General features: G+C 67.8%; 25 protein-coding genes. 7 read left to right on the top strand and 18 right to left on the bottom strand.

The window, feature by feature from the left end; all coding sequences use genetic code 11:
• Window positions 1–8: 8 nt before the first annotated feature.
• The 5 genes from AQ610_RS03275 to edd form a co-directional block, all read right to left on the bottom strand.
• Window positions 9–1,229 carry an ISL3 family transposase gene (locus tag AQ610_RS03275; RefSeq protein ID WP_045554821.1) on the bottom strand — a complete coding sequence of 407 codons (1,221 nt, stop codon included), beginning with the start codon at window positions 1,227–1,229 and terminating at the stop codon, window positions 9–11.
• Window positions 1,230–1,371: 142 nt separating this feature from the next.
• On the bottom strand, window positions 1,372–1,896 hold the full coding sequence (locus AQ610_RS03270) for a gluconokinase (protein ID WP_006025263.1): 525 nt from the start codon (window positions 1,894–1,896) through the stop codon (window positions 1,372–1,374).
• A 13-nt stretch (window positions 1,897–1,909) separates the two neighbouring features.
• On the bottom strand, window positions 1,910–3,271 hold the full coding sequence (locus AQ610_RS03265; RefSeq protein ID WP_006025262.1) for a GntP family permease: 1,362 nt from the start codon (window positions 3,269–3,271) through the stop codon (window positions 1,910–1,912).
• A 221-nt stretch (window positions 3,272–3,492) separates the two neighbouring features.
• Entirely contained in the window at window positions 3,493–4,119 is a 627-nt protein-coding gene (eda, locus tag AQ610_RS03260) for a bifunctional 4-hydroxy-2-oxoglutarate aldolase/2-dehydro-3-deoxy-phosphogluconate aldolase (RefSeq protein ID WP_006025261.1), read from the bottom strand.
• 19 nt (window positions 4,120–4,138) lie between these two features.
• Window positions 4,139–5,992 (bottom strand): phosphogluconate dehydratase, encoded by a 1,854-nt coding sequence (gene edd, locus AQ610_RS03255; protein WP_006025260.1) that lies wholly within the window; start codon window positions 5,990–5,992, stop codon window positions 4,139–4,141.
• Here edd and AQ610_RS38015 point away from each other — a divergent pair.
• From AQ610_RS38015 to AQ610_RS03245, 3 genes are all read left to right on the top strand, one after another.
• Window positions 5,978–6,169 (top strand): hypothetical protein, encoded by a 192-nt coding sequence (locus AQ610_RS38015; protein ID WP_006025259.1) that lies wholly within the window; start codon window positions 5,978–5,980, stop codon window positions 6,167–6,169. The two genes, edd and AQ610_RS38015, sit on opposite strands and share 15 nt — an antisense overlap.
• Before the next feature lie 120 nt (window positions 6,170–6,289).
• Window positions 6,290–7,156 (top strand): MurR/RpiR family transcriptional regulator, encoded by an 867-nt coding sequence (locus AQ610_RS03250; RefSeq protein ID WP_006025258.1) that lies wholly within the window; start codon window positions 6,290–6,292, stop codon window positions 7,154–7,156.
• A 90-nt stretch (window positions 7,157–7,246) separates the two neighbouring features.
• Window positions 7,247–7,633 (top strand): MAPEG family protein, encoded by a 387-nt coding sequence (locus tag AQ610_RS03245; protein ID WP_006025257.1) that lies wholly within the window; start codon window positions 7,247–7,249, stop codon window positions 7,631–7,633.
• A gap of 17 nt (window positions 7,634–7,650) precedes the next feature.
• Here the strand turns inward: AQ610_RS03245 and AQ610_RS03240 are convergent, their stop codons facing one another.
• The 9 genes from AQ610_RS03240 to AQ610_RS03200 form a co-directional block, all read right to left on the bottom strand.
• Entirely contained in the window at window positions 7,651–8,073 is a 423-nt protein-coding gene (locus tag AQ610_RS03240; RefSeq protein ID WP_009913587.1) for a CopD family protein, read from the bottom strand.
• 16 nt (window positions 8,074–8,089) lie between these two features.
• Window positions 8,090–9,361, bottom strand: a complete 1,272-nt coding sequence (locus AQ610_RS03235) for a glutamate-5-semialdehyde dehydrogenase (RefSeq protein WP_006025255.1) — start codon at window positions 9,359–9,361, stop codon at window positions 8,090–8,092.
• A 141-nt stretch (window positions 9,362–9,502) separates the two neighbouring features.
• Entirely contained in the window at window positions 9,503–10,591 is a 1,089-nt protein-coding gene (holA, locus tag AQ610_RS03230; RefSeq protein WP_006025254.1) for a DNA polymerase III subunit delta, read from the bottom strand.
• A 42-nt stretch (window positions 10,592–10,633) separates the two neighbouring features.
• On the bottom strand, window positions 10,634–11,185 hold the full coding sequence (locus AQ610_RS03225; RefSeq protein ID WP_015601197.1) for an LPS-assembly lipoprotein LptE: 552 nt from the start codon (window positions 11,183–11,185) through the stop codon (window positions 10,634–10,636).
• A 44-nt stretch (window positions 11,186–11,229) separates the two neighbouring features.
• A complete protein-coding gene (gene leuS / locus AQ610_RS03220; RefSeq protein ID WP_006025252.1) occupies window positions 11,230–13,824 on the bottom strand; it encodes a leucine--tRNA ligase in 2,595 nt (864 codons plus the stop codon).
• Window positions 13,825–13,995: 171 nt separating this feature from the next.
• Window positions 13,996–14,496: an ExbD/TolR family protein gene (locus AQ610_RS03215; RefSeq protein ID WP_006025251.1), complete on the bottom strand. Its 501-nt coding sequence runs from the start codon at window positions 14,494–14,496 to the stop codon at window positions 13,996–13,998.
• Window positions 14,497–14,536: 40 nt separating this feature from the next.
• Window positions 14,537–15,232, bottom strand: coding sequence for a MotA/TolQ/ExbB proton channel family protein (locus AQ610_RS03210; protein WP_006025250.1), 696 nt, complete (start codon window positions 15,230–15,232; stop codon window positions 14,537–14,539).
• Window positions 15,233–15,251: 19 nt separating this feature from the next.
• The gene (gene dapB, locus AQ610_RS03205; RefSeq protein ID WP_009913595.1) at window positions 15,252–16,049 is read right to left on the bottom strand and encodes a 4-hydroxy-tetrahydrodipicolinate reductase; all 798 of its coding nucleotides are present in this window, start codon (window positions 16,047–16,049) and stop codon (window positions 15,252–15,254) included.
• A gap of 74 nt (window positions 16,050–16,123) precedes the next feature.
• Window positions 16,124–16,921 carry an outer membrane protein assembly factor BamE gene (locus tag AQ610_RS03200; protein ID WP_043282279.1) on the bottom strand — a complete coding sequence of 266 codons (798 nt, stop codon included), beginning with the start codon at window positions 16,919–16,921 and terminating at the stop codon, window positions 16,124–16,126.
• A 153-nt stretch (window positions 16,922–17,074) separates the two neighbouring features.
• Between AQ610_RS03200 and fur the strand changes: the two genes are divergently transcribed.
• Window positions 17,075–17,503, top strand: coding sequence for a ferric iron uptake transcriptional regulator (fur, locus tag AQ610_RS03195; RefSeq protein ID WP_006025247.1), 429 nt, complete (start codon window positions 17,075–17,077; stop codon window positions 17,501–17,503).
• 124 nt (window positions 17,504–17,627) lie between these two features.
• Here fur and AQ610_RS03190 read toward each other — a convergent pair whose 3' ends face one another.
• From AQ610_RS03190 to AQ610_RS03180, 3 genes are all read right to left on the bottom strand, one after another.
• Entirely contained in the window at window positions 17,628–18,152 is a 525-nt protein-coding gene (locus AQ610_RS03190) for an ureidoglycolate lyase (protein WP_006025246.1), read from the bottom strand.
• Window positions 18,153–18,164: 12 nt separating this feature from the next.
• Entirely contained in the window at window positions 18,165–19,175 is a 1,011-nt protein-coding gene (gene alc / locus AQ610_RS03185) for an allantoicase (RefSeq protein WP_006025245.1), read from the bottom strand.
• 93 nt (window positions 19,176–19,268) lie between these two features.
• Window positions 19,269–20,591 carry a C4-dicarboxylate transporter DctA gene (locus tag AQ610_RS03180; protein ID WP_009913601.1) on the bottom strand — a complete coding sequence of 441 codons (1,323 nt, stop codon included), beginning with the start codon at window positions 20,589–20,591 and terminating at the stop codon, window positions 19,269–19,271.
• Window positions 20,592–20,835: 244 nt separating this feature from the next.
• Between AQ610_RS03180 and AQ610_RS03175 the strand changes: the two genes are divergently transcribed.
• On the top strand, window positions 20,836–21,528 hold the full coding sequence (locus AQ610_RS03175; RefSeq protein ID WP_006025243.1) for a FadR/GntR family transcriptional regulator: 693 nt from the start codon (window positions 20,836–20,838) through the stop codon (window positions 21,526–21,528).
• A gap of 79 nt (window positions 21,529–21,607) precedes the next feature.
• Here AQ610_RS03175 and cynR read toward each other — a convergent pair whose 3' ends face one another.
• Window positions 21,608–22,549 carry a transcriptional regulator CynR gene (cynR, locus tag AQ610_RS03170; RefSeq protein WP_006025242.1) on the bottom strand — a complete coding sequence of 314 codons (942 nt, stop codon included), beginning with the start codon at window positions 22,547–22,549 and terminating at the stop codon, window positions 21,608–21,610.
• Window positions 22,550–22,665: 116 nt separating this feature from the next.
• Between cynR and AQ610_RS03165 the strand changes: the two genes are divergently transcribed.
• Window positions 22,666–23,301: a carbonic anhydrase gene (locus AQ610_RS03165; RefSeq protein ID WP_006025241.1), complete on the top strand. Its 636-nt coding sequence runs from the start codon at window positions 22,666–22,668 to the stop codon at window positions 23,299–23,301.
• A 78-nt stretch (window positions 23,302–23,379) separates the two neighbouring features.
• Entirely contained in the window at window positions 23,380–23,850 is a 471-nt protein-coding gene (cynS, locus tag AQ610_RS03160) for a cyanase (RefSeq protein ID WP_006025240.1), read from the top strand.
• The last annotated feature ends 150 nt before the right edge of the window (window positions 23,851–24,000 follow it).

Below are 24,000 nucleotides of genomic sequence, written 5' to 3'. Positions count from 1 at the left end.
CTTTTGGTTCATCGCGGATTACCGGGGAACGCGGCGCGGATCTTGAGAAAGAAGTATTCCTCGTCGCGGTACCCGTAAGCCCGACGCTTGATGACCTTGATGGTGTTGTTGATGCCTTCGACGATGCTGGTATTAAGCGGATGTCGGCAGCGGGCCACGATTCCGTGCCAGTAACCCTGCAGGCGCTGCGCAAACAGTTGCAGCGCGGCAATTCCGCTTTGCCGGGCTTGCTCGATCCATTGTTCCCAGGCCTTTTCCGCCCAGGCAGGCTTGCGGTAGAACCAGAGCCGCTTGAGTTCGTCACGTAGCACGTAGACGCACAACAATGGCTGATTGGCGGCCAGCAGTTCCTTCAGATGCACGGACTGCTCGGGCTTCAGGTTGTGGCGGTTGCGCAGCAGCAACCAGCGGCTGGACTTCAGGACCTTCCGGGCCGGCCGGTCATGGCGCAACTGATTGGCCTGATCGACCCGTACCCGATCGATCACCTCACGCCCGTACTTGGCCACGACGTGGAACAGGTCGTAGACGACCTCAGCCTGCGGACACTGCGCTTTGATCTCCAACTCGTAGGCCGTGGTCATGTCGATGGCCACTGCTTCGATGCGCTCGGCAACACCCTGGGGAAGCTGTTCGAAGAAGGCTCTGGCCGTCTCGCGCGAGCGTCCCGCTCCAATCCAGAGCACTTGCCGACCAATCGGATCGACCACCACCGTGGCGTAGCGATGACCTTTATGGAGCGCGAACTCGTCCATCGCCAGATAGCGGATCGTCGACCAGTCAGGATCAGCCACACGCGCTCGCAAGCGCATCTTGTCGATCGATTTGACCGTGTGCCAGCCCAAATCGTAGAAGGCGGCGACCGCCTGCACGCTGGCCGCCTGCAGCAGTTTCTCGCAGGCCTTGGCAAATCGCTCCGTCACTCGCTGGTAACGGCCCAGCCACGCCAGTTTCTCCAGTCGCGGACCGCCGCAGCGTTCGCACCAGACTCGGCGGCGGGGGACGTGCAGTACCACCCGGTACTCGAACAGTGGCAGATCGCGCACCCGGCGAACCGTCGTCTCATGAATCTGCTGGCAGCGTGCACCGCACTGTTCGCAGTACATGACCTTGCTGACCGGCTTCAAATACAGCGACAGCGTACGGCCTTCTCCTTCCGGCCATTCCACCCCCTCTAACCGATAGCCGGTCCAGCAACCCAGTGCTTGAAGTGCCTTGCGATCGAGCAATTCTGCCTCCTGACCTCCTTAAAGTCAGGCGTCAGGTTACGCAATCGCCATCAAACCCTCCACGGTTTCCTGCGATGAACCTTTCTTTTTGCCGCCGCAGCGCGGCGATCGGCGACGGCGGCCGCGCCGCGGCCGCGCGCCGTCACTGTTGCTGCTGTTGCTGTTGCTGCTGCCGCTCGCTGCCGAGCTGGCTCATCACGCGCTCGACGATCTCGTCGGGCGTCAACTCGATGCTGACTTCGATCGCCTCGTCCGGGCCCGGCTCCTCGAGCGTGTCGAGCTGGCTTTGCAGCAGCGACGGATCGAAGAAGTGCCCGGTGCGCGTCTTCAGCCGCTCGCGCAGCACGTCGAACGAACCCTTCAGATAGACGAAGCGCACGTCGCGATCGTTGCCGCGCAGGATGTCACGGTACGCGCGCTTGAGCGACGAGCACGTGAACACCGCCGTCTCGCCCGCGCGCCGCTTCGCCTCGATGGCCTCGCGGATCGAGCGCAGCCACGGCCAGCGGTCCTCGTCGGTGAGAGCAATCCCGTGGTGCATCTTTTCCTTGTTGGCGGCGCTGTGAAACGCGTCGCCATCGGTATAGCTGCATGACAGGCGTTCCGCGAGCATTTCGCCGATCCGCGACTTGCCCGCGCCCGACACGCCCATTGCGATCAGAATCATTGACTACCCCTTGTTACAGAACCGCGCTCAGCACCAGCGTGAAGGCGAGACCGAGCACCGAGATGATCGTTTCGAGCAGCGTCCACGTCTTGAACGTCTGGCCCACGGTCATCCCGAAATATTCCTTGATCAGCCAGAAGCCGCCGTCGTTCACGTGCGAGAAGATCAGCGAGCCCGAGCCCGTCGCGAGCACGAGCAGCTCCGGCCTCACCGTGACGCCCGAGGCCGCCGCGATCGGCGCGACGATCCCGCACGCGGTCGTCATCGCGACGGTCGCCGAGCCCGTCGCGAGACGGATCAGCGCCGCGACGAACCAGCCGAGCAGAAGCGGCGACAGATGCGCGTGCGTCGCGGTCGCGACGATCTGCTGCGAGATGCCGCTGTCGCGCAGGATACCGCCGAAACCGCCGCCCGCGCCGACGATCAGCGTGATGCCCGCGATCGGCGCGAGGCAATCGCCGCAGAACTTCTGGATCTGCTCGCGATTGAAGCCCTGCAGCTTGCCGAACGTGAAGAAGCTCACGAGCACGGCGATCAGGAGCGCGACGTCCGAATTGCCGGCAAAGCGCAGCAGGCTGTTCGGCAGCGACTTCGGCGCGAACACGAGATCGGCCCAACTGCCGACGAGCATCAGCACGACGGGCAGCAGGATCGTGAACAGCGTGATGCCGAAGCCCGGCAGTTCGCGCTGCTCGCCCGGCGCGCGCGTCTCGACGAATTGCGACGCGAGCGGGTTGTGCTCCGGCAGCTTCACGAACTTCGAGATCGTGAGCGCGAACAGCGGCCCCGCGACGATCGCGGTCGGCACGCCGACGATGAGGCCATACGCGATCGTCTTGCCGATGTCGGCGCCGTATTGCTGAACGGCGAGGAGCGCCGCCGGGTGCGGCGGAATCAGCCCGTGCACGACCGACAGGCCCGCGACCATCGGCAGCCCGACGACAAGGAGCGATTTGCCGGTGCGCTTCGCGACGTTGAACGCGATCGGGATCAGGAGCACGAAGCCGACTTCGAAGAACACGGGCAGGCCGACGATGATCGCGACGAACATCATCGCCCAGTGGATGTTCTTCTCGCCGAACCAGTCGATCAGCGTGGTCGCGATCCGCTCGGCGCCGCCCGATTCGGCCATCATCTTGCCGAGCATCGTGCCGAGGCCGACGACGATCGCGATGTGGCCGAGCGTGCCGCCCGTGCCCCCCTCGAACGATTTCACGATCTTGTCCATCGGCATGCCGACCACGAAGCCGAGACCGAGCGACACGATGATCAGCACGAGGAACGGATAGACCTTGTAGCGCGCGATCATCAGGATCAGCACCGCGATCGCGATCACGGTGTAAATCAGCAGCATGCTGCCTTGGACAGCCCCCATGTAGCACTCCTCCTTGGGATATATCGGGCCGGACGCGGCTTGCCGCCGCCCGGCTATGCAGTTCTCCGAAACGAGGCGGCTCGCCGCCCGTCGGGACGCTGAATTCTACTTTTGTTTATCGGGTCGCGATAGAACCGGTTCCATAAGCAAAAACCCTCGGAAAAACAACCAGATCGATTGTTTCGTCCGAGGGTTTTCCGGATGCGGCCAAGCGATCGCGCTCAGCGTGCGAGACCGCTCGCCGCCTGCGCGAGGCGCGTGACCTCGGCCCAGTCCTGCGCGGCGAGCGCCGCCTTCGGCGTGAGCCACGAGCCGCCGACGCACACGACGTTCGGCAGCTTCAGGAAGCTCGGCGCGGTCTCGGCGGTGATGCCGCCCGTCGGGCAGAACTTGAGCGCCGGGAACGGGCCGTGGAACGCCTGCAGCATCGGCACGCCGCCCGCCTGCTGCGCGGGGAAGAACTTCACGATCTCGTAGCCGAGCTCGAGCGCGACGATGATGTCGGTCGGCGTCATCACGCCGGGCAGAAGCGGCAGGCCGGCGTCGACGGCCGCCTCGTGCATCTCCTTCGTGAGGCCCGGCGACACGCCGAACTTCGCGCCCGCCTGCTTCGCGAGCGCGCACTGCCCGGGCTTCGTGATCGTGCCGACGCCGACGACGATGTCGTCGGCGAGCTCGCTCGCGCGCTTGATCGCTTCGAGCCCGGCCGCGGTGCGCAGCGTGATTTCAAGCACCTTCACGCCGCCCGCGTGCAACGCGCGCGACACCTGTTCGCCCTGTTCGACCGAATCGAACGCGAGCACCGGAATCACCGGGCCCAGCTTCACGATCTCGCCAATCGTCTTCATCAATGCGACTCCTTTTCGCTTATGCGGTGACGTGGACCGCTTCGCCCACCAACGCGCCGAACACCGACGCGCCCTGCTCCGCCGGCGCGGCCGCCGCGCGGAACACGCCGAACAGTTCGCGGCCGAAGCCGACTTCGTTTTCCGCCTGATGCGCGGGCTGCGCGATCGCGCGCGCCGCCCATGCTCGATCGTCGATCTCGACGTCGAGCACGCCGGCTTGCGCGTCGATCACGATCGTATCGCCCGTCTGCACCTTGCCGAGCGGGCCGCTCAAGAGCGCCTCGGGCGACACGTGGATCACGGCCGGCACCTTGCCCGACGCGCCCGACATCCGGCCGTCCGTCACGAGCGCGACGCGAAAGCCCTGGTCCTGCAGCACGCCGAGGAGCGGCGTCAGCCGGTGCAGCTCCGGCATCCCGTTCGCGCGCGCGCCCTGGAAGCGCACGACCGCGACGAAATCGCGCTTCAATTCGCCCGCGTCGAACGCGGCCTGCACGGCTTCCTGCGAATCGAACACGATCGCGGGCGCCGTCACCTTGCGGTGCTCCGGCGCGACCGCCGAAATCTTGATCACGCCGCGCCCGAGCCTGCCCTGCATCAGGCGCAGCCCGCCATCCGGCTGGAACGGCGCGGCGATCGGCCGCAGCACCTTGTCGTCGGCGCTCGCGCCGACGCCGTCGACCCACGTCAGCTCGCCGTCGAGCAAGCGCGGCTCCTTCGTGTAGTGCGCGAGCCCCTTGCCCGCGACCGTCGTCACGTCTTCGTGCAGCAGGCCGCCTTCGAGCAGGTTGCGCACGAGGAACGCAATGCCGCCCGCCGCGTGGAAATGGTTCACGTCGGCCTTGCCGTTCGGGTAGATCTTCGCGAGGAGCGGCACCGCGGCCGACAGTTCGTCGAAATCGTTCCAGTCGATCAGGATGCCGGCCGCGCGCGCGATCGCGACGAGGTGCAGCGTATGGTTCGTCGAGCCGCCCGTGGCGAGCAGCGCGACGATCCCGTTGACGATCGCGCGCTCGTCGATCACGTGGCCGATCGGCGTGTACTGGCCGCGCTCGGCCGTGAGCTCGAGCACGCGGCGCGCGGCCTCGGCCGTCAGCGCGTCGCGCAGCGGCGTGTGCGGATGGACGAACGCCGAGCCCGGCAGATGCAGCCCCATCACTTCCATCAGCATCTGGTTGCTGTTCGCGGTGCCGTAGAACGTGCAGGTGCCGTGGCCGTGATACGCGGCCGATTCCGCTTCGAGCAGCGCGTCGCGGCCCACCTGGCCCGTCGCGAACTGCTGGCGGATCTTCGCCTTGTCGTCGTTCGACAGGCCGCTCGTCATCGGGCCGGCCGGCACGAAGATCGTCGGCAGATGGCCGAACTGCAGCGCGCCGATCAAGAGGCCCGGCACGATCTTGTCGCAGATGCCGAGACAAAGGGCCGCATCGAACATGTTGTGCGTGAGCGCGACAGCCGTGCTCATCGCGATCACTTCGCGCGAGAACAGCGACAGCTCCATTCCCGCGTTGCCTTGCGTGACGCCGTCGCACATCGCCGGCACGCCGCCCGCGAACTGCGCGACGCCGCCGCGCTCGCGCGCGGCCGCCTTGATGATGTCGGGAAAGCTCTTGTACGGCGCATGCGCGGACAGCATCTCGTTGTACGCCGACACGATGCCGATGTTCGGCTCGCGGATCGCCTTGATCGCGAACTTGTCGCTGCCTTCCAGGCCCGCGAAGCCGTGTGCGAGGTTCGCGCACGACAGCGCGCCGCGCGCCGGGAAGCGGCCTTGCGCGGCGTCGATGCGGGCGAGATAGGCTTGGCGGGTCGGGCGGCTGCGCGCGATCACGCGCTCGGTGACGGACGCAAGAGTGGGGTGCAGCGTGGCCATGCTGGGCGCTCCTCACATGAGCCGGGCGGGGCCGGCAAGCTGGAATCGTGGGTTCGTCCGTGTCGTCGGACGAACGGCGCGAGTTTAGTAGAAAAACTACACACCCGCAATCTCGCAGCGCAGCAAAACAATCGGCAATGCATCGCCATAGCCTTTAGATACGGCACATTAACCTAGCGTTAACCCTGATGCCCGACGATCGACACCGTGGCAATCGCTAGAAAATTCTTGTAGATTTTCTACAAGACAATCGTGATACTAGCGGCTGTCCTGTCATTTCACGCGCCTTTTCGCACCATGCTCCCCCGTATCGAGGCGATCCGCGCCCAGCTCCGCCCGTCCGAGCGCAAGCTCGCCGATTTCGTGCTCGCCGCGCCGCGCGAGGTGCTCGATCTGTCGATGACCGAGCTCGCTGCGCGCGCGGGCGCGAGCCAGCCGACGATCGCGCGCTTTTGCCAGGCGCTCGGCTGCAGCGGCTTTCGCGAGTTCAAGATCCGGCTCGCGCAGAGCGTCGCGCCGGGCGTCGCGTCGGTGTATCGCGACGTCGAGCCCGACGAGCGCGCGCCCGGCATCATCGGCAAGGTGTTCGACCGCACGATCGGCGCGCTGATCGAGGTGCGCAACAGCCTGTCGGCGACGAGCGTCGCCGACGCGATCGAGCTGCTCACGCGCGCGTCGCGCATCGAGTTCTACGGCGCGGGCGGCTCGGGCATCGCCGCGCAGGACATCCAGCACAAGTTCTTCCGGCTCGGCGTGCCGAGCGTCGCGTATTCGGACCCGCACACGTTCTCGATGTCGGCGGCGCTCCTCGGCGCGAACGACGTCGTCGTCGCGATCTCGAACACGGGGCGCACGCGCGACATCGTCGACGCCGCGCGCGCGGCGCTCGCGTGCGGCGCGAAGGTGATCTCGATCACGCACAGCCATTCGCCGCTCGCGCAGTTGTCGACGGTGAGCCTCGCGTCGAACGTCGCCGAGGAAACCGACGTGTTCTCGCCAATGACGTCGCGCATGTCGCATCTCGCGATCGGCGACATTCTCGCGGTCGGCGTCGCGCTGCGGCGCGGGCCCGAGCTCGTCGACCGGCTCGGCCGCGCGAAGGAGGCGATCACGCGGCGGCGGATCGGCGACGCGGGCGTGGCAAAGGAAAAAGCAAAGGTGTAAAACGAAGCGCGGCGCGCACCGGAAGACCGACGTGCGCGCGCGTGCGCCCAACCGGCGTTCGTCGATTTCCTGTCAGAGAGGCACATCAAGATGAACAACGTTGCGCTCGTATGCGTCGCCGTTCTGGGATGCCTGCTGTTCGGCCTCGGCTTGTCCGTGTCGATGATGCGTTTTCGCGAGCGCACCGGCTCGGGCCATCAGCCGGACCCGGCGAACCGGCTGCACAAGCTCGTCCGTGCGCATGCCAATACGGCCGAATATGCGCCATTCCTCGCGGCGCTGTTTCTCTATCTCGGCGCGCGATCGCCTTCGGCGGCGACCGTGTCGCTGATCGTCGCGGCCACCGTGTGCCGCTGCCTCCTCGTCGTCGGGCTGATCGCATGGCCGACGATGGCGAAGCCCAATCCGGCCCGGTTCGTCGGCGCGCTCGGAACCTACCTGGCCGGACTGGCGCTATGCGCGACGCTGTTGCGTTGAAATGACGCGCGCCCGCGTCAGAACGGCTTGATCACCGCGAGCGCGACGGCGGCGAGCATCCCGAGCACCGGCAGCTCGTTGAACACGCGATACCACTTGTCCGACCGGCGGTTCTCGCCGCGCTCGAACACCTTCAGCAGATGCCCGCAGTATGCGTGATAGACGACGAGCAACAGCACGACCGCGAGCTTCGCGTGCACCCAGCCCTGCCCCTGCCCGATGCCGATCACGAGCCACAGCCACAGCCCGCACGCGAGCGCGGGCACCGCGATGATCGTCATGAAGCGCAACAGCTTGCGCGCCATCGCGAGCAGCCGCCGGACCGCGGCGGGATCGGTTTCCATCGCGAGGTTCACGTAGATGCGCGGCAAATAAAAGAGCCCCGCGAACCACGACGCGATCAGCACGATATGAAAGGTCTTGACCCAGAGCATCGTCATCGATCGTTCTCCTTCGTCACTGACGCCCTTCGCCGTGCCCGAGCACGACATACTTCAGCGACGTGAGCCCTTCGAGCCCGACCGGGCCGCGTGCGTGCAGCTTGTCGTTCGAGATGCCGATCTCCGCGCCGAGGCCGAACTCGAAGCCGTCGGCAAAGCGTGTCGACGCGTTCACCATCACGCTCGCCGAATCGACTTCGCGCAGGAAGCGCATCGCGCGGTCGTGATCCTCGGTGACGATCGCGTCGGTGTGATGCGAGCCGTACTCGTTGATGTGCTCGATCGCGGCGTCGACGCCGTCGACGATCTTGATCGCGAGCACCGGCGCGAGATATTCGGTGCGCCAGTCTTCCTCGGTCGCGTCGACGAGCGGGCCGACGCCCGCCGCCTCGAGCACCGCGCGCGCATCGGCGTCGACGCGCAGCTCGACGCCCTTCTCGCGATACAGCCGGCCGAGCGGCGACAGCACCGCGGGCGCGATCCCGCGCGCGACGAGCAGCGTCTCCATCGTGTTGCAGGTGCCGTAGCGGTGCGTCTTCGCGTTGTCGCAGACGGTGAGCGCCTTCGTCACGCTCGCGCGATCGTCGACGTACACGTGGCAGATGCCGTCGAGATGCTTGATCATCGGCACGCGCGCCTCGTTGATCAGCCGCTCGATCAGGCTCTTGCCGCCGCGCGGCACGATCACGTCGACGTAGCCGGTCATCGTGATCAGCTTGCCGACCGCCGCGCGATCGGCCGTCTCGACCACCTGCACCGCGTCCTGCGGCAGCCCCGCCGCGGCGAGCCCTTCGCCGATCAGCCTCGCGAGCGCGGTGTTCGACTCGAGCGCCTCCGAGCCGCCGCGCAGGATCGTCGCGTTGCCGGATTTCAGGCACAGCGCGGCCGCGTCGACCGTCACGTTCGGCCGCGATTCGTAGATGATGCCGATCACGCCGAGCGGCACGCGCATCTGGCCGACCTGGATTCCGCTCGGGCGGTACTTGAGGTTGCTCACCTCGCCGATCGGGTCCGGCAGCGTCGCGACCTGGCGCAACCCCTCGACCATCGTCTTCAGCGCCTTGTCCGACAGCGTCAGGCGATCGACGAACGCCGCGTCGAGGCCCTTGTCCTTCGCGCGCGCGACGTCGCGCGCGTTGGCCGCCTTCAGTGCGTCGGCGTCGCGCTCGATTGCCTGCGCGACCGCTTCGAGCGCGGCGTTCTTCGCCGCGGTGGACGCGCGCGCGATCTCGCGCGAGGCGCGCCGCGCGCGGCGGCCGACGTCCGTCATGTACTGATCGATATCCATCGTGAGACTCGCAATGCAAGCCGCGTCGAGCGGCGAAAAAACGATTGTCGGAAAACGGGGGCGCCGCGTCGGCGCTCGCGCGGCCGGTTCACGCCGACCGGTTCACGCCGCCTGATTGTAAGCGCCGGCGCAAAAGCGCGCTCAGGCGGGCCGGCGCGGCGCGGCGCCGCCTGGCCCGGACGCGCGCGCGACGGTCATCGCGAGCTGGAACAGGCCGTCCCACGGATCGGGCGGCGGCTCGCCGCGCGCCGCACCGCGCGACACGGCGGAAAGCCCCTTGACCTGCCGATCGAGCCGCGCGGCGAACGCGAGCGCGTGCTCGAGCGCCGCCTCCGATACGCGCGACAGCGCGGGTCCGACGAGCCGCTCGCGCGGCCCCCACACGCGGTTCTCGCGCACGAGCACGGCAAGCGGCTTGCCGGCCGCGACGCCGCGCTTGATCCGCAGCAGCGTGCGCAATTCCTCGACGACCGCCCACAGCACGAGCACGAGCGCCTCGCCCTCGCCCTTCAGGCCGTCGATCATCCGCGCAAGCCGCGCGGCGTCGCCCGCGAGCATCGCCTCGTTGAGCTTGAACACGTCGTAGCGCGCGACGTTCAGCACCGCGTCTTGGATCTGCTCGAACGTCAGCGCACCGGCCGGATACAGCAGGCCGAGCTTCTGGATTTCCTGATGCGCGGCGAGCAGATTGCCTTCGACCCGCTCGGCGACGAACGCGAGCGCGCGCCGCCCGTCGTCGCCCGGCGCGACCCGCTGCCCCTGCAGCGCGAGCCGCTGGCCGATCCAGTTCGGCAATTGCGCGCGCTCGACGGGGTCGATCTTCAGCGCAACGCCGCCGTTCGCGAGCGCCGTGAACCACGCGGATTTCTGCGTCGCCGAATCGAGCCGCGGCAGCGTGACGAGCATCAGCACGTCCGGGTTGTCCGCGCCGGCGAGCGTCTTCAGCGCGTCGGCGCCGTCCTTGCCCGGCTTGCCGGACGGAATCCGCAGCTCGACGAGCTGCCGCTCGCCGAACAGCGACATCGCCTGGCTCGCGCCAATCGGCGTGCTCCAGTCGAAGCCGCGCTCGACGGTGTGCACCGAGCGCTCGGTGAAGCCCGCCGCGCGCGCGGCGGCGCGAATCTTGTCGCACGCCTCCTGCGCGAGCAGCGGCTCGTCGCCATAGACGACGTACAGTCCGGCGAGCCCCTTCGAGAGATGCGGCTCCAGCGCGTCAAGTCGCAGTTGCATCGGTTCGAGCGTCGATCGTTGAGGAAGAAAGGAACGCGGCGATCACAGCGGCGGCGGCGGCAGCGGCGCGCGCGGCGCGACGGCCGGCACGCCCTTGCCCGGCTCCGGATGCAGCGTGCGAACGATCGCGAGGCGGCGCATCAGTTGATCGATCGCGTCGTTCTGCATGTCCGCGAACAGGATCTCGGCTTCCTGCGCCTTCGCGTTCGTGTACTGCGCGCTGTACGTCATCGCGCGGTTGAGCGCGATCAGCGAAGGCGGAATCAGCGCGGTGCCGTCCTTGGCCAGAAGCGTGTAGTTCAGCGAGTAGTTGAGCTGGTATTCCTGCACCGTGCCGAACCGGTCGAGCGTCAGCGTGCCCTGGCCGCGCGATTCCGCGAGGTTCAGCACCGCGTCCGCCTCGTCGGGCGTCTTGACGATCTTCGTGTCGCTGCCGGCCTCGACGAGGCGCGTGAGCCGCGCCGCCGCGGCGGGCGGCGCGCCGGCGATGAACAAGCGCTTGAACGCGTAGTCCTGCTGCCCGCGCAGCTTGAAACCGCACGCGGACAACAGCATCGCGCTGCCCACGAGCATCAAAAACGATCTGCGGATCACCTTCGCTCCTTGCTGATGCATGCCTGCCCCGCCCGCGCGCGCCGTCAGACGACGACGTTCACGAGACGGCCCGGCACGACAATGATCTTCTTCGCCGGCTTGCCTTCGGCGAATTTCGCGAACATCTCGTCGGCGACGGCCGCCGCCTCGATCGCCTCGCGGCTCGCATCCGTCGCGACCTTCAGCGCGCCGCGCACCTTGCCGTTGATCTGCAGCACGAGCTCGATCTCGGCCTGCTCGAGCGCGGCCTCGTCGACCTTCGGCCACGGCGCGTCGAGGAGCGGCGCGTACTCGTCCGCGTAGCCGAGCGCCTTCCACAGCTCGAACGTGACGTGCGGCACGACCGGATACAGCACGCGCAGCAGCACGCCGTAGGTCTCGCGCTGCACGGCGGGCGTCGCGCCCTTCGCGCCTTCGATCGCGTTCAGCATCTTCATCGCGGCCGACACGACCGTGTTGTACTGCAGCCGCTGGTAGTCGAAATCGGCCTGCTTCAGCACGCCGTGGATCTCGCGGCGCAACGTCCTGTCCGCTTCGGCGAGCTGCGCGGCGTCGAACGACGCGCGCACGGCGAGCGCCTCGCGGTTCGCGAAGCCGAACGCCCACACGCGGCGCAGGAAGCGGCTCGCGCCGTCGACGCCCGCGCCCGACCACTCGAGCTGCTGCTCGGGCGGCGCGGCGAACATCGTGAAAAGGCGCGCGGTGTCGGCGCCGTAATGGTCGATCAGCATCTGCGGATCGACGCCGTTGTTCTTCGACTTCGACATCTTCTCGATGCCGCCCAGCTCGACCGGCTGCCCGTCCGCCTTCAGCACCGCGCCGACGGGGCGCCCCTTGTCGTCGAACGACACGGTGACGTCGGCCGGGTTGTACCAGGTCTTCTTGCCCGCCGCGTCCTCGCGGAAGAACGTCTCGTTGAGCACCATCCCCTGCGTGAGCAGGTTCTTCGCCGGCTCGCCGAACGCGACGAGGCCGAGGTCGCGCATCACCTTCGCCCAGAAGCGCGAGTACAGCAGGTGCAGGATCGCGTGCTCGATGCCGCCGATGTATTGATCCATCGGCATCCAGTAGTCGGTGCGCGCATCGACCATCGTCTCGGCGTCGGGCGCCGCATAGCGCGAGAAGTACCACGCGGAATCGACGAACGTGTCCATCGTGTCCGTTTCGCGCTTCGCGGCCGCGCCGCACTTCGGGCACGCGCAGTTCAGGAACGCGTCGGATTTGGCGAGCGGGTTGCCCGTGCCGTCCGGCACGAGGTCTTCCGGCAGCACGACGGGCAGGTCCTGCTCCGGCACCGGCACGTCGCCGCACGACGGGCAATGGATGATCGGAATCGGCGTGCCCCAGTAGCGCTGGCGCGAAATGCCCCAGTCGCGCAGCCGGTACGTGATCTGCCTGTCGCCGAAGCCGCCCGCCTTCAGGTCGGCCGCGATCGCGTCGACGGCCGCGTCGTACGCGAGGCCGTCGTACTTGCCGCTGTTCACGCACACGGCGCGCGTCTTGTCGGCGTACCACTCCTGCCACGCGTCGGTCGAGTACGTCTCGCCTTCCGCGGAAATCACCTGCTGGATCGGCAGGCCGTACTTCTTCGCGAACGCGAAGTCGCGCTCGTCGTGCGCGGGCACGCCCATCACCGCGCCCTCGCCGTAGCTCATCAGCACGTAGTTGCCGATCCACACCTCGACGGGCGCGCCCGTGAGCGGATGCGACACCGAAAAGCCGGTGGCGACGCCCTTCTTCTCCATCGTCGCGATGTCGGCCTCGGCGACGCCGCCGTGCCTGCATTCGTCGATGAACGCCTGCAGCTCGGGCTTGTCCTGCGCAAGCCGAGCGGCGAGCGGATGCTCGGCCGCGATCGCGCAGAACGTGACGCCCATGATCGTGTCCGCGCGCGTCGTGAACACGCGCAGCAGCTTCTGCTCGCCGTCGAGCGCGTACGGGAAGCCGAAGTTCACGCCGAAGCTCTTGCCGATCCAGTTCTGCTGCATGATCTTCACGCGCTCGGGCCAGCCGAGGCCGTCGAGATCGTTCAGCAGCTCGTCCGCGTACTGCGTGATCCGCATGTAGTACATCGGGATCTCGCGCTTCTCGACGAGCGCGCCCGAGCGCCAGCCGCGCCCGTCGATCACCTGCTCGTTCGCGAGCACGGTCTGGTCGACCGGGTCCCAGTTCACGATGCCCGTCTTCTTGTACGCGATGCCCTTCTCGAGCATCTTCAGGAACAGCCACTGGTTCCACTTGTAGTAGTCGGGCTTGCAGGTCGTGACCTCGCGCGACCAGTCGATCGCGAGGCCCATCGACTGCATCTGCTTCTTCATGTACGCGATGTTCTCGTACGTCCACTGCGCGGGCGGCACGCCGTTGGCCATCGCGGCGTTCTCGGCCGGCATCCCGAACGCGTCCCAGCCCATCGGCATCAGCGTGTTGTAGCCGTTCATCCGCAGATAGCGGTACATCACGTCGTTGATCGTGTAGTTGCGCACGTGGCCCATGTGCAGCTTGCCGGACGGGTAAGGCAGCATCGACACGCAGTAGAACTTCTTGCGGTTCGCGTCTTCCGTCGAGCGGTAGGCATCGGCTGCGCGCCAGTCGCTCTGGGCGGCGGCTTCGACGTCGGCGGGTACGTATCTTTCGTGCATGGTGTGGTTCGGGCTGGGCGTTGAGCGGCGCGCGGCGCGAAGCGCCGGGCACGCGCGCTCGAGTGGATCGAAAGTCGCGCTTCCCCGGCGGCCGGGGCGCGGCGCGGGGAAAACGTCGATTATACCGTCCGCGCCGGCCAGCAACGCCGTCCGAGCGGGCGCGGGCCGCGATCAGCGCGGCGCGGCAGGCACGGCAGGCGATTGCGGCCGCGGCTGCTGCGGCGCGGCGCGCGGCGGCGACTGCCGGGCCGGCGGCGGCGCGGACGCGTCGGTGACGAAGCCGATCCGCGCGACGCCCGCCTGCTGCGCGGCGCCCATCACCTGCGCGATCGTGTCGTAGCGGGTGTCGCGCGCGGCGCGCAGGTGCAGCTCCGGGTCCTTGCCGCCTGCCGCCGCGTCGCGCAGCCGCGCGGCGAGCGCATCGGGCGCGACGGGCGCGTCGTTCCAGTACAGCTTGCCCGCCGTGTCGATCGACACCGTGATCGTCTCGGGCGTCTCGCGCGCGGGCGCCGCCGCGACCTTCGGCAAATCGAGCCGGATCGCATGCGTCAAGAGCGGCGCGGTGATGATGAAGATGACGAGCAGCACGAGCATCACGTCGATGAGCGGCGTCATGTTGATGTCCGCCATCGGCTGCGACGTGTGCTGATGATCGAGTCCGCCGAACGCCATGCCGCCCTCCTCGCTGGGTGTATCGGATCGACGCCGCCCGTCAGGGCGCGGCGGCCGGGGTTGCGGCCGGCTCGCCGCAGACGAACACGTGCAGATCGCGTGCGAAGCCGTCGAGCTCCTCGACGAGCTGGCGCACGAGCCGCCCGAGGATGTTGTACGCGAGCACGGCCGGAATCGCGACGACCAGGCCGAACGCGGTCATGATGAGCGCCTCGCCGACCGGGCCGGCGACGTTCTCGATCTGCGCCTGCCCGCTCGCCGCGATGCTGCCGAGCGCGTGATAGATCCCCCAGACGGTGCCGAGCAGGCCGACGAACGGCGCGGTGCTGCCGATCGACGCGAGCAGCACCTGGCCGAATTCGAGCCGCCGCTGCGACGCGCGCAGCGCGTGGCGCAGCGCGCGCAGCACCCGCTCTCCGCGCTCGACGCGCGCAAAGAGCGCATGCGGCTCGACGCGCGACGCGGCGTCGGCATCGCGCGCGGCCTCGGCGAGCGGCGCGAACACGCGCTCCTTGTCGGCTGCGCGCAGTGCCGCGACGCCGTCGTCGAGCGTCGCCGCGCGCCAGAACGCGGCGAGCGCTCCGGGCCCCTGGCGCTTCGCGCGCACCAGCACCCACGCCTTCACGAGCAGGAAGCACCAGCTCGCGATCGACATCGCGAGCAGCACGTAAGCAACCGCGTGCGTGACGGCGTCGCCGCTCTCGAGGTAATGGAGGATGCCGGTCGGGGTCGCCATCGATGCCCGGAAGTGGCGCTCAGCGCAGGCCGAGCACGTCCTGCATGTCGAAGAAGCCGGTCTCGCGGCCGGCGAGGAAGCGCGCCGCGCGCAGCGCCCCTTGCGCGTACGACACGCGGCTCGCCGATTTGTGCGTGATCTCGATGCGCTCGCCGATGCCGGCGAAGAGCACCGTGTGATCGCCGACGATGTCGCCGCCGCGGATCGCCGAGAAGCCGATCGTCGACGGATCGCGCTCGCCCGTCACGCCGTGGCGGCCGTAGACCGCGCATTCGTCGAGCGAGCGGCCTGTCGCGGCGGCGATCGTCTCGCCCATCATCAGCGCGGTGCCGGACGGCGCATCGACCTTGTGCCGGTGATGCGCCTCGATGATCTCGATGTCGTAGCCTTGCGCGAACTGCTTCGCCGCGAATTCGAGCAGCTTCATCGTGACGTTCACGCCGACGCTCATGTTCGCCGAGAACACGAGCGCGATCCTCTCGCCCGCCGCGCGCAGTTGCGCCTTCTGCGGCTCGCTGAAGCCCGTCGTGCCGATCACGAGCTTCACGTCGTGGCGCAGCGCCGCATCCAGATGCGCGAGCGTGCCCTCGGGGCGCGTGAAGTCGATCAGGCAGTCGGCTTCGGCGCACACGCGCTCGATATCGTCGGTGAGCGCAACCCCGGTCTGTTTGCCGAGGAACGCGCCCGCGTCCTGGCCGAGCTGCGGCGAGCCCGTGCGGTCGAGCGCGCCGGCGAGCGTCGCGTCGGGCGCGGCGAGCACCGCTTCGATCAGCATCCGGCCCATCCGGCCGGACGCACCAGCAATCGCAATCTTCATGGACGACATGCGCTACCTGCTACGAATGAAAAACGGGCGGCGCGCGCCGCCCCGGATTGGTTCGGACTGCCGGATCAGCCGCCCGCTCCCTGCGCGCCGGATGCGGGCGCGGGCGCCGTGAGCGGCTGGTTCGGCAGGCTGTCGGCGCCCTGCGGGCCGACCGGCTGGCTCGCGCCGCCCTGCGTGGCGGCCGGCGGAGGCGGACGATGGAACTGGAACTGCGGCTGGATCGCGGGCGCGGCGCCGGGCGGCAAGCCGCCAGGGGTCGGAGCGTTCGGCGCCGCCTGCGCGGACGGCGAGAAGCGGGCCGCCGCGCCGCTCTGTCCGGACACCTGCGCGGTCGCGCGGTTCGCCGCGCGCGCCGCCTGCGCGTTCGCGTCGCTCTGATCCGCCGCCTGCGCGGCTTCGGGCGCCGCCGCCGCAACCTCCGGCGCGGACGCGGCGCTCGCGGCCGCAGCCACCTTGCGCGCCTTCTTGCCGCGACGATCGCCGTCGATGTCGGCGAGCAGATCGAGCTCGGACGGCAGATTGTCGGCGCCTGTCCAGCCCGCGAGGCGGTCGCCCGCGAAATTCACCACGAGATCGCGCTGCTGGACGACCGACGTCGAGCCGCGCTTGAAGTAGAAGATGTAGTCCCAGCGATCCGCATGGAACATGTCGGTCAGAAGCGGCGTGCCGAGCAGCGCGCGCACCTGCTCGCGCGACATGCCGACCTGCAGTTGCGACGCCTTTTCCTGCGACACGAAGTTGCCCTGGACGACGGTGATCCGATACGGCGTAATGCTCTGCGCGATCCGTTGGGTCACGCTGTCGTACGACGAACAGGCGGCCAGTCCGACCACGGCGACGGCTGCGATGACGGTGCTCCGCACGCGGCTCCTCTGAAGTTGCAAAAGCGATCTTGGAATCATGTCCCTCACCGTGCTGGCCCTTGTCCGAGGCCGCGCGAGAATGTCACAGATGACTGAAAAGGCGAAAAGCCGGTACTATTGAAGCCCTGCATTGTACTCTAGGGACGCCTAGCCATGACCAATCCGACCGATCTCAAAAACATCGGGCTCAAGGCCACCCTACCGCGCCTCAAGATCCTCGAAATTTTCCAGCAAAGCCCGGTACGCCACCTGACGGCTGAAGACGTCTATCGCAACCTGCTGCACGAGGAGCTCGACATCGGCCTCGCAACCGTCTACCGCGTGCTCACCCAGTTCGAGCAGGCGGGCCTGCTCTCGCGTAGCAACTTCGAATCCGGCAAGGCCGTGTTCGAGCTGAACGAAGGCTCGCACCACGATCATCTCGTGTGTATCGATTGCGGCCGCGTCGAAGAGTTCTTCGACGCCGAGATCGAAACCCGCCAGCAGGCGATCGCGAAGGAACGCGGCTTCAAGCTGCAGGAGCATTCGCTCGCGATGTACGGCACCTGCACGACGGAAAACTGCCCCTATCGCAAGCACTGAGGCCAGCACTCGGCGCGCGGCGCGGCCCGAGCGCCGCGCATGCGCAAGGCCCAGCCGGCGCAAGCCAGGCTGGGCCTTTTTGCGTCGCGCCTCGCGTGCGTGTCGAGCGCCAATCCGGCGCGTGTCAGGCGGCGCTTGCGTGCGCGTCGTCCGCGACGAGCCGCCGGTGCGCGTCGAGCGCGATCTCGTCGCAGTTCGGCTGCGCGCCGCCGCGATCGATCACGACGAAATCGCTCACCGCATCGAGTGCGAGGAGCGGATGGTGCCAGACACCCTTCGCATAATTGACGCCTTGCCAGCCCTGCGCGAGAAACGCGCGCATCCGGGTCGGATCGAATTCGCCCGCGGGAGCCACGACGATCGCGTAGCGCGCGATCGCCGCGAGCGGGACGAACGCCTGGCTGCCGAGCGGATGCCGCTCCATCATGTCGACCTCGATCGGCCACGCGCGCGGCTGCGCGCGAAAAAGGCTCACGAGCGGCAGCCCGCCCGCCTCCGTGACGTCGATCGACGCGAGATCGTGGAAGCGCTCCGTCGTCCCGCCGTTGATCAGGAAGCGGCGGGCACCCGCGAGTTCGATCACGTCGCCGAACGGCGCGAACGCTTCCCGCGTCAGGCGCTCGAGGCGCAAGGTATGCAGCGTCTGCATGCGCGGCCCCCGTTACGCGAGCTCGCCCCAGAGGCGCAGCCGCGACACGCCGCCGTCCGGATGAATGTTCAGGCGCACGTGCGTGACGGGGCCGAGCGCGGCGAGCTCCGTCTCGAACGTGTGCACGCTGTCCATCCTGAGCGGCTGCTCGCCGAGCAGCACCGGCCAGAACATCGCCTGCGTGACGAGCGACGCGTCGGTGCCGCCCGCGACGCGCGCCGCCTGCAGCGAGCAGCGGTCCGGGAAATTGCCCTTGAAGTGCGCGGTATCGACTTCGACCCTGCGAATCACGCCGGGCCGCGCGAGCGCGACGATCGCCCAGTCGTTGCCGGGCTCGCGGCGGCGGCGCGTCTCCCAGCCGTCACCCATGTTCGCGCCGCGCCCAGGCATCAGCATCCGCGACGCGGGGCCGAAGTGCTCGTTGTTCGCGGCGACGAGATACGCGCCGTTCTCGATCGCGGCGAGATCGACGAGCTCGCCGCGCGCCGCGCGGCTCCAGTCGCGCTGCGGCTGGCCGTACACGCGCAGCCGCGCGAGCCCGCCGTCCGGATACAGGTTCACGCGCAGGTGCGTATAGGCGCGAGGATTGCTCACGTCGATGTAGTGATGCTGGTTGCCCGCGAGCGTCGTCGCGGGCACGAGCGTCTCCCAGACGGCGTCGTCCGCCGGCGTGTCCGCGTCCGACACGCACGCGTCGATCGACGCGGCGGGCGGGAAATTGCCGGTGAAGTGGCTCGTGTCGAGATCGACGCCGTACACGACGCCCGGCCGCGCGAGCCGCACGACGCAGAAGTCGTGCCCCGTCGTGCGCTTGCGGCGCGTCTCCCAGCCGTCCATCCATTTGCCGTGGTCGTCGTACTTGCCGGGGATGAACACGGCGGGCTCCGGATCGAGCATCCGCTCCTTCGGCGCGAAGAATTCGTCGCTCGCGAAGAGCGCCTTCGCGCCGAGGCGCGGATCGGCGAGATTCATGTAGCGGCGCGTGAACGCGGGCGCGTTCGGATCGATGATCGGGGCGGCCATGTCGTCTCCTGTTGTTGGATGTAGGTCCGAAAAGCGGAAAAACCGAAAACCTGAAAAACGAAGTGCCGGCGCGCGACGCCGGGCGGCGCCGCGTCAGAGCGCGTGCGCGCCGCCGTCCGCGATCGCGCCGTTCGGGCTTTCCTCGCCCGCCGGCACGTAGCGCAGCTCTTCGTTCAGCACGCGCTTCGCGCGGGCGCGGTCGATGTCGTGCTCCCACACCGCGACGACGATCGTCGCAACGCAGTTGCCGAGCAGGTTCGTGAGCGCGCGCGCGATGCCGACGAACCAGTCGACGGGCAGGATCAGCACGAGCCCGAGCACGGGCAGCGCGGGAATCGCCGACAGCGTCGCGGCGAGAATCACGATCGCCGAGCCCGGAATCCCGTGCGCGCCCTTCGACGTGACGAGCGACACGAGCAGCACGACGATCAGGTCGTGCATCGACAGCGGCGTGTTGGTCGCCTGCGCGATGAAGAGCACGGCGAGCGTCAGGTAGATCGAGAAGCCGTCGAGGTTGAACGAGTAGCCGGTCGGGATCACGAGGCCGACCGTCGAGTCCTTCACGCCCATCCATTCGAGCTTGCGCATCACCTGCGGCAGCACGGCGTCCGACGACGCGGTGCCGAGCACGATCAGCAGCTCCTCGCGCAGATAGCGGATCAGCTTGAACACCGAGAAGCCCGCAAGCCTCATCACCGCGCCGAGCACGATCGCGACGAACACGACGCAGCTCGCGTAGAACACGATCACGAGCAGGCCGAGCTGCTTGAGCGACGCGACGCCGTACTTGCCGGTCGTGAACGCGATCGCGCCGAGCACGCCAAGCGGCGCGAGCTTGATGATGAAGCCCATCACGCGGAAGAACACCTGCGCGAATTCGTCGATCAGCGTGTTCACGCGCTTCGCCTTGTCGCCGAGCAGCGACAGCGCGGAACCGAACAGCACCGAGAACACGAGGATCTGCAGGATGTCGCCTTTCGCGAACGCATCGAATGCGGTCTCGGGGATGATCTTCAGCAGATAGCCCGCCGTGTCCTTCAGGCTCTGCGCGTTCTTCGCGTAATCGGCGAGCGACGCGGCGTCGAGCGTATGCAGATCGACGTTCATCCCGACACCCGGCTTCGTCAGGTACGCGAGCACGAGGCCGATGCCGAGCGCGAGCGTCGTCATCGCCTCGAAATAGACGACGGCCTTCAGGCCGACGCGGCCGACCTTCTTCAGATCGCCCGCGTTCGCCATGCCGCTCACGACGACGCAGAACACGATCGGCCCGATCACCATCTTGATCAGCTTCAGGAACCCGTCACCCAATGGCCGCAGCGACTGCGCGAAGTGCGGGAAGAAAGCGCCGAGCGCCACGCCGATCAACAGCGCGATGACCACCCGACCAAACAGCGAATTGAGAAACTTCGACACGGCGTTCTCCCGTCACAACGGTTGCGGATTCGTCTGTTCATACTGGTCCGACCAGTAATGTTATGGCTGATAGTAGGAAGCCGATATAGTCGAGTCAAGGACGCCAAAAATAGGGATTACCCCGGCTTTTCCGCTGCGATTGCGCAGCCGTGGCGCGCGCCGGATCATCGCTTTCCCGGAGCCGGGGCGCGTGGCGGCGCCGCCGGTTTAGAATGCCGGTCAGACCGCGCAATCGATCCACTGCATGAAGAACGTTCCGCATACCGTCACCGACGCCGCCATCGCCACGATCCGAGACCGGATCGAGCGCGGCTTCTATCCCGTCGGCAGCCTGTTGCCCGCGCAACGTCAATTGTCCGAAGAACTGGAGATCAGCCGCGCGTCGCTGCGCGAGGCGCTGTCGACGCTCGAGGCGCTCGGCATGCTGCGCATCCGTCCCGGCAAGGGCGTGTATGTCGAGAGCGCGCAGGCAAGCTCCGCGCACGCATGGCGCTTCGCCGAGCAATCGTCGCTGCCCGACACCTACCAGATGCGCTATGCGCTCGAAGGCTTCGCCGCGCGAATGGCCGCGCTCGCCGTCAGCGAGCAGGATCTCGCGTGGTTCGAAGAGAACATCGCCGCGCTGCAAGAGGCGCTCGCGAACGACGAGCTCGACAGCGCGTCGCAGCTCGACTTCGATTTCCACATACGAATCGTCAGTCTCGCCGGCAACGCGGCGATCGAGTCGATCCTGCGCGGCAGCGCGGACATCATGAAGGAAAGCCAGCGGATGCCGTTCTACCGGCGCGAGCTCGTGCTGTCGACGTATCGCGAGCATCGCGCGATTCTCAACGCGCTGATCGCGAAGGACCCCGCCGCCGCGGGCGCGGCGATCGAAGCGCACATCTCGAACGCCGCGCAACGCGCGGGCGTGTTCTTTCCGACGCCGAAGCACTGACGCGTCGGGCTCGGCATCGCGTCAGCGCACGGAAATCGCGCACCGCACGAACCGTCCCGCGCCTCGCCACTACTCGTCACTACTCGCCACTACTCGCCGCCCGACGGCGCGCCGTCGCGCCCGCCCCGCCGCGGCTTCCGATTTCGTGCCGCCTCGCCAGCACATGATCGACGAACGCCCGCGTCGCCGCGCTTCGATACCCGCCCTTGCGCATCAACAGCGCCGCCGTGCGTTGCGGCAGCGACGGCTCGAGCCGGATCGCGCACAAATCGTCACGACGCTCGGCGATCGCCGACGGCAGCACCGTCGCAATCCGTCCGCCGCGCACCATCTCCAGCATCGCGCTGATCGAGTTCACCTCGATCGCGACGCGTGGCGTGAGCCCGTTGCGATGGAAGTACTCGTCGACCTTGCTGCGCGTCGCGAACGCGCGGCTCAACAGGATCAGCGGCTCGTCGGCGGCCTCGCCGGGCGAAAGCGGCTTGCGGCGGCGCGCATGCCGATGGTCGCGGCCGACGACGAGCGCGAGCGTCTCGACCCAGAGCGGCGTCGCTTCGATTTCCGGCGACTGCGTCGCGTCGAACGCGATGCCGACATCGAGCTCGTCGTCGGCCAGGAGCGGCTCGATCTGCTCCTGCGGCAGCTCGCGGATCATCAGCTTCAGGTTCGGATAGCGCGCATTGAAGCCGTCGATCAGCCAGCCGATCAGATACGCGGAGAAGGTCGGCGTCATCGCGAGCCGCAGCGAGCCGCTCTGCAGATTCTCGACGTCGTGCACCGCGCGACGCCCGGCCTCGAGCTGCTGCAGCGCGGCCCGCGCGTGCCGCGCATACGCGGCGCCGAATTCGGTCAACCGCACGGCGCGAGCCGCGCGGTCGAACAACTGCACGCCGAGCGCGTCCTCGAGCTGCCTGATCTGCTGCGACAGCGTCGGCTGCGACACGTGCAGCGCCTCGGCCGCGCGCGTGAAGTTGCCCTGTTCGGCGACGGCGAGAAAATAGCGGATATGTCGGAGCAGCATCGCGTCCCGGATATTGGTTTTGCCTATGCGAACAATAATAAACCAGTCTTGGACGCTATGAATCGTTTGCCTCATTCTTCAGTCCTCGGCTTTTGCCACCGATCACGGAGCACACGATGCAGGACATCATCGAAGGGTTTCTGAAGTTCCAGCGCGACGCGTTTGCGCCGCGCACGGCGTTGTTCAAGCGCCTCGCCACGAGCCAGCAGCCGCGCGCCCTCTTCATCTCGTGCTCGGACAGCCGCCTCGTGCCCGAACTCGTCACGCAGCGCGAGCCCGGCGACCTGTTCGTGATCCGCAACGCGGGCAACATCGTGCCGTCGTTCGGCCCGCAGCCCGGCGGCGTATCGGCGTCCGTCGAATATGCGGTCGCGGTGCTCGAAGTGGCCGACATCGTCGTGTGCGGCCACTCCGACTGCGGCGCGATGCACGCGATCGCGTCGTGCGCGTGCCTCGACCATCTGCCCGCCGTGCGCGGCTGGCTGCGCTACGCGGACGCCGCGAAATGCGTGAACGAAGCGCGCGAACACGCAAGCGAGCAGGCGCGCGTCGATTCGATGGTGCGAGAAAACGTCGTCGCACAACTCGCGAACCTCAATACGCATCCGTCGGTGCGGCTCGCGCTCGAGCAAGGACGCCTCGCGCTGCATGGCTGGGTGTACGACATCGAAACCGGCTCGATCGACGCGCTCGACAGCGTGACGGGCCGCTTCGTCGCGCTCGCCGAGCATCCGCACGTGCGCGCGGCGTGATGCACGAAGCCTTGCGCGTCACGCATCGCGCCCGCCATTTCCCTTCGCTTCCCCGATCCCTCACCGCAAGGAGTCCGCATGACCCAATCGCAACATAGCCAGTCCGCACGCGATGCGCTCGCCGAGCGCATCGTCGACGCGAAGACGCGCAAGAACCTTACGTTCGAGCAGATCAACGAGGGCACCGGCCTGAGCGTCGCGTTCACGACGGCCGCGCTGCTCGGCCAGCATCCGCTGCCCGCCGACGCCGCGCGCGCCGTCGCCGCGAAGCTCGACCTCGACGACGACGCGGTGCGCCTGCTGCAGACGATCCCCGTGCGCGGCAGCATCCCCGGCGGCATCCCGACCGATCCGACGATCTACCGCTTCTACGAAATCGTGCAGGTGTACGGCTCGACGCTGAAGGCGCTGATTCACGAGCAATTCGGCGACGGCATCGTCAGCGCGATCAATTTCAGGCTCGACATCAGGAAGGTCGACGATCCGGAGGGCGGCTCGCGCGCCGTCATCACGCTCGACAGCAAATATCTGCCGACGAAGCCTTTCTGAACGCCGCACCGACACGCGGCTCGACACGCGGCTCGACCCGGCGGGCGGCTTCGCGCGGCCCGCCGCGCGCATCGCCAGCGGCCGCTCGCTTCGTTCGCTTCGTTCGCTTCGTTCGCTTCGTTCGCTCGAGCCGCTTCAGTCGCTTCGCTC

It is taken from the genome of Burkholderia humptydooensis, from assembly GCF_001513745.1.
Classification (GTDB): Bacteria; Pseudomonadota; Gammaproteobacteria; order Burkholderiales; family Burkholderiaceae; genus Burkholderia; species Burkholderia humptydooensis.
This window is presented reverse-complemented; position numbering and strand designations above follow the sequence as displayed.

What these genes read in the sequence shown, in the direction of transcription:
- AQ610_RS03270 (WP_006025263.1), bottom strand. Translation starts at nt 1,896, where the DNA reads ATGATTCTGATCGCAATGGGCGTGTCGGGCGCGGGCAAGTCGCGGATC.
- AQ610_RS03265 (WP_006025262.1), bottom strand. Translation starts at nt 3,271, where the DNA reads ATGGGGGCTGTCCAAGGCAGCATGCTGCTGATTTACACCGTGATCGCG.
- eda (WP_006025261.1), bottom strand. Translation starts at nt 4,119, where the DNA reads ATGAAGACGATTGGCGAGATCGTGAAGCTGGGCCCGGTGATTCCGGTG.
- edd (WP_006025260.1), bottom strand. Translation starts at nt 5,992, where the DNA reads ATGGCCACGCTGCACCCCACTCTTGCGTCCGTCACCGAGCGCGTGATC.
- AQ610_RS03250 (WP_006025258.1), top strand. Translation starts at nt 6,290, where the DNA reads ATGCTCCCCCGTATCGAGGCGATCCGCGCCCAGCTCCGCCCGTCCGAG.
- AQ610_RS03245 (WP_006025257.1), top strand. Translation starts at nt 7,247, where the DNA reads ATGAACAACGTTGCGCTCGTATGCGTCGCCGTTCTGGGATGCCTGCTG.
- AQ610_RS03240 (WP_009913587.1), bottom strand. Translation starts at nt 8,073, where the DNA reads ATGACGATGCTCTGGGTCAAGACCTTTCATATCGTGCTGATCGCGTCG.
- AQ610_RS03235 (WP_006025255.1), bottom strand. Translation starts at nt 9,361, where the DNA reads ATGGATATCGATCAGTACATGACGGACGTCGGCCGCCGCGCGCGGCGC.
- holA (WP_006025254.1), bottom strand. Translation starts at nt 10,591, where the DNA reads ATGCAACTGCGACTTGACGCGCTGGAGCCGCATCTCTCGAAGGGGCTC.
- leuS (WP_006025252.1), bottom strand. Translation starts at nt 13,824, where the DNA reads ATGCACGAAAGATACGTACCCGCCGACGTCGAAGCCGCCGCCCAGAGC.
- AQ610_RS03215 (WP_006025251.1), bottom strand. Translation starts at nt 14,496, where the DNA reads ATGGCGTTCGGCGGACTCGATCATCAGCACACGTCGCAGCCGATGGCG.
- AQ610_RS03210 (WP_006025250.1), bottom strand. Translation starts at nt 15,232, where the DNA reads ATGGCGACCCCGACCGGCATCCTCCATTACCTCGAGAGCGGCGACGCC.
- dapB (WP_009913595.1), bottom strand. Translation starts at nt 16,049, where the DNA reads ATGAAGATTGCGATTGCTGGTGCGTCCGGCCGGATGGGCCGGATGCTG.
- fur (WP_006025247.1), top strand. Translation starts at nt 17,075, where the DNA reads ATGACCAATCCGACCGATCTCAAAAACATCGGGCTCAAGGCCACCCTA.
- AQ610_RS03190 (WP_006025246.1), bottom strand. Translation starts at nt 18,152, where the DNA reads ATGCAGACGCTGCATACCTTGCGCCTCGAGCGCCTGACGCGGGAAGCG.
- alc (WP_006025245.1), bottom strand. Translation starts at nt 19,175, where the DNA reads ATGGCCGCCCCGATCATCGATCCGAACGCGCCCGCGTTCACGCGCCGC.
- AQ610_RS03175 (WP_006025243.1), top strand. Translation starts at nt 20,836, where the DNA reads ATGAAGAACGTTCCGCATACCGTCACCGACGCCGCCATCGCCACGATC.
- cynR (WP_006025242.1), bottom strand. Translation starts at nt 22,549, where the DNA reads ATGCTGCTCCGACATATCCGCTATTTTCTCGCCGTCGCCGAACAGGGC.
- AQ610_RS03165 (WP_006025241.1), top strand. Translation starts at nt 22,666, where the DNA reads ATGCAGGACATCATCGAAGGGTTTCTGAAGTTCCAGCGCGACGCGTTT.
- cynS (WP_006025240.1), top strand. Translation starts at nt 23,380, where the DNA reads ATGACCCAATCGCAACATAGCCAGTCCGCACGCGATGCGCTCGCCGAG.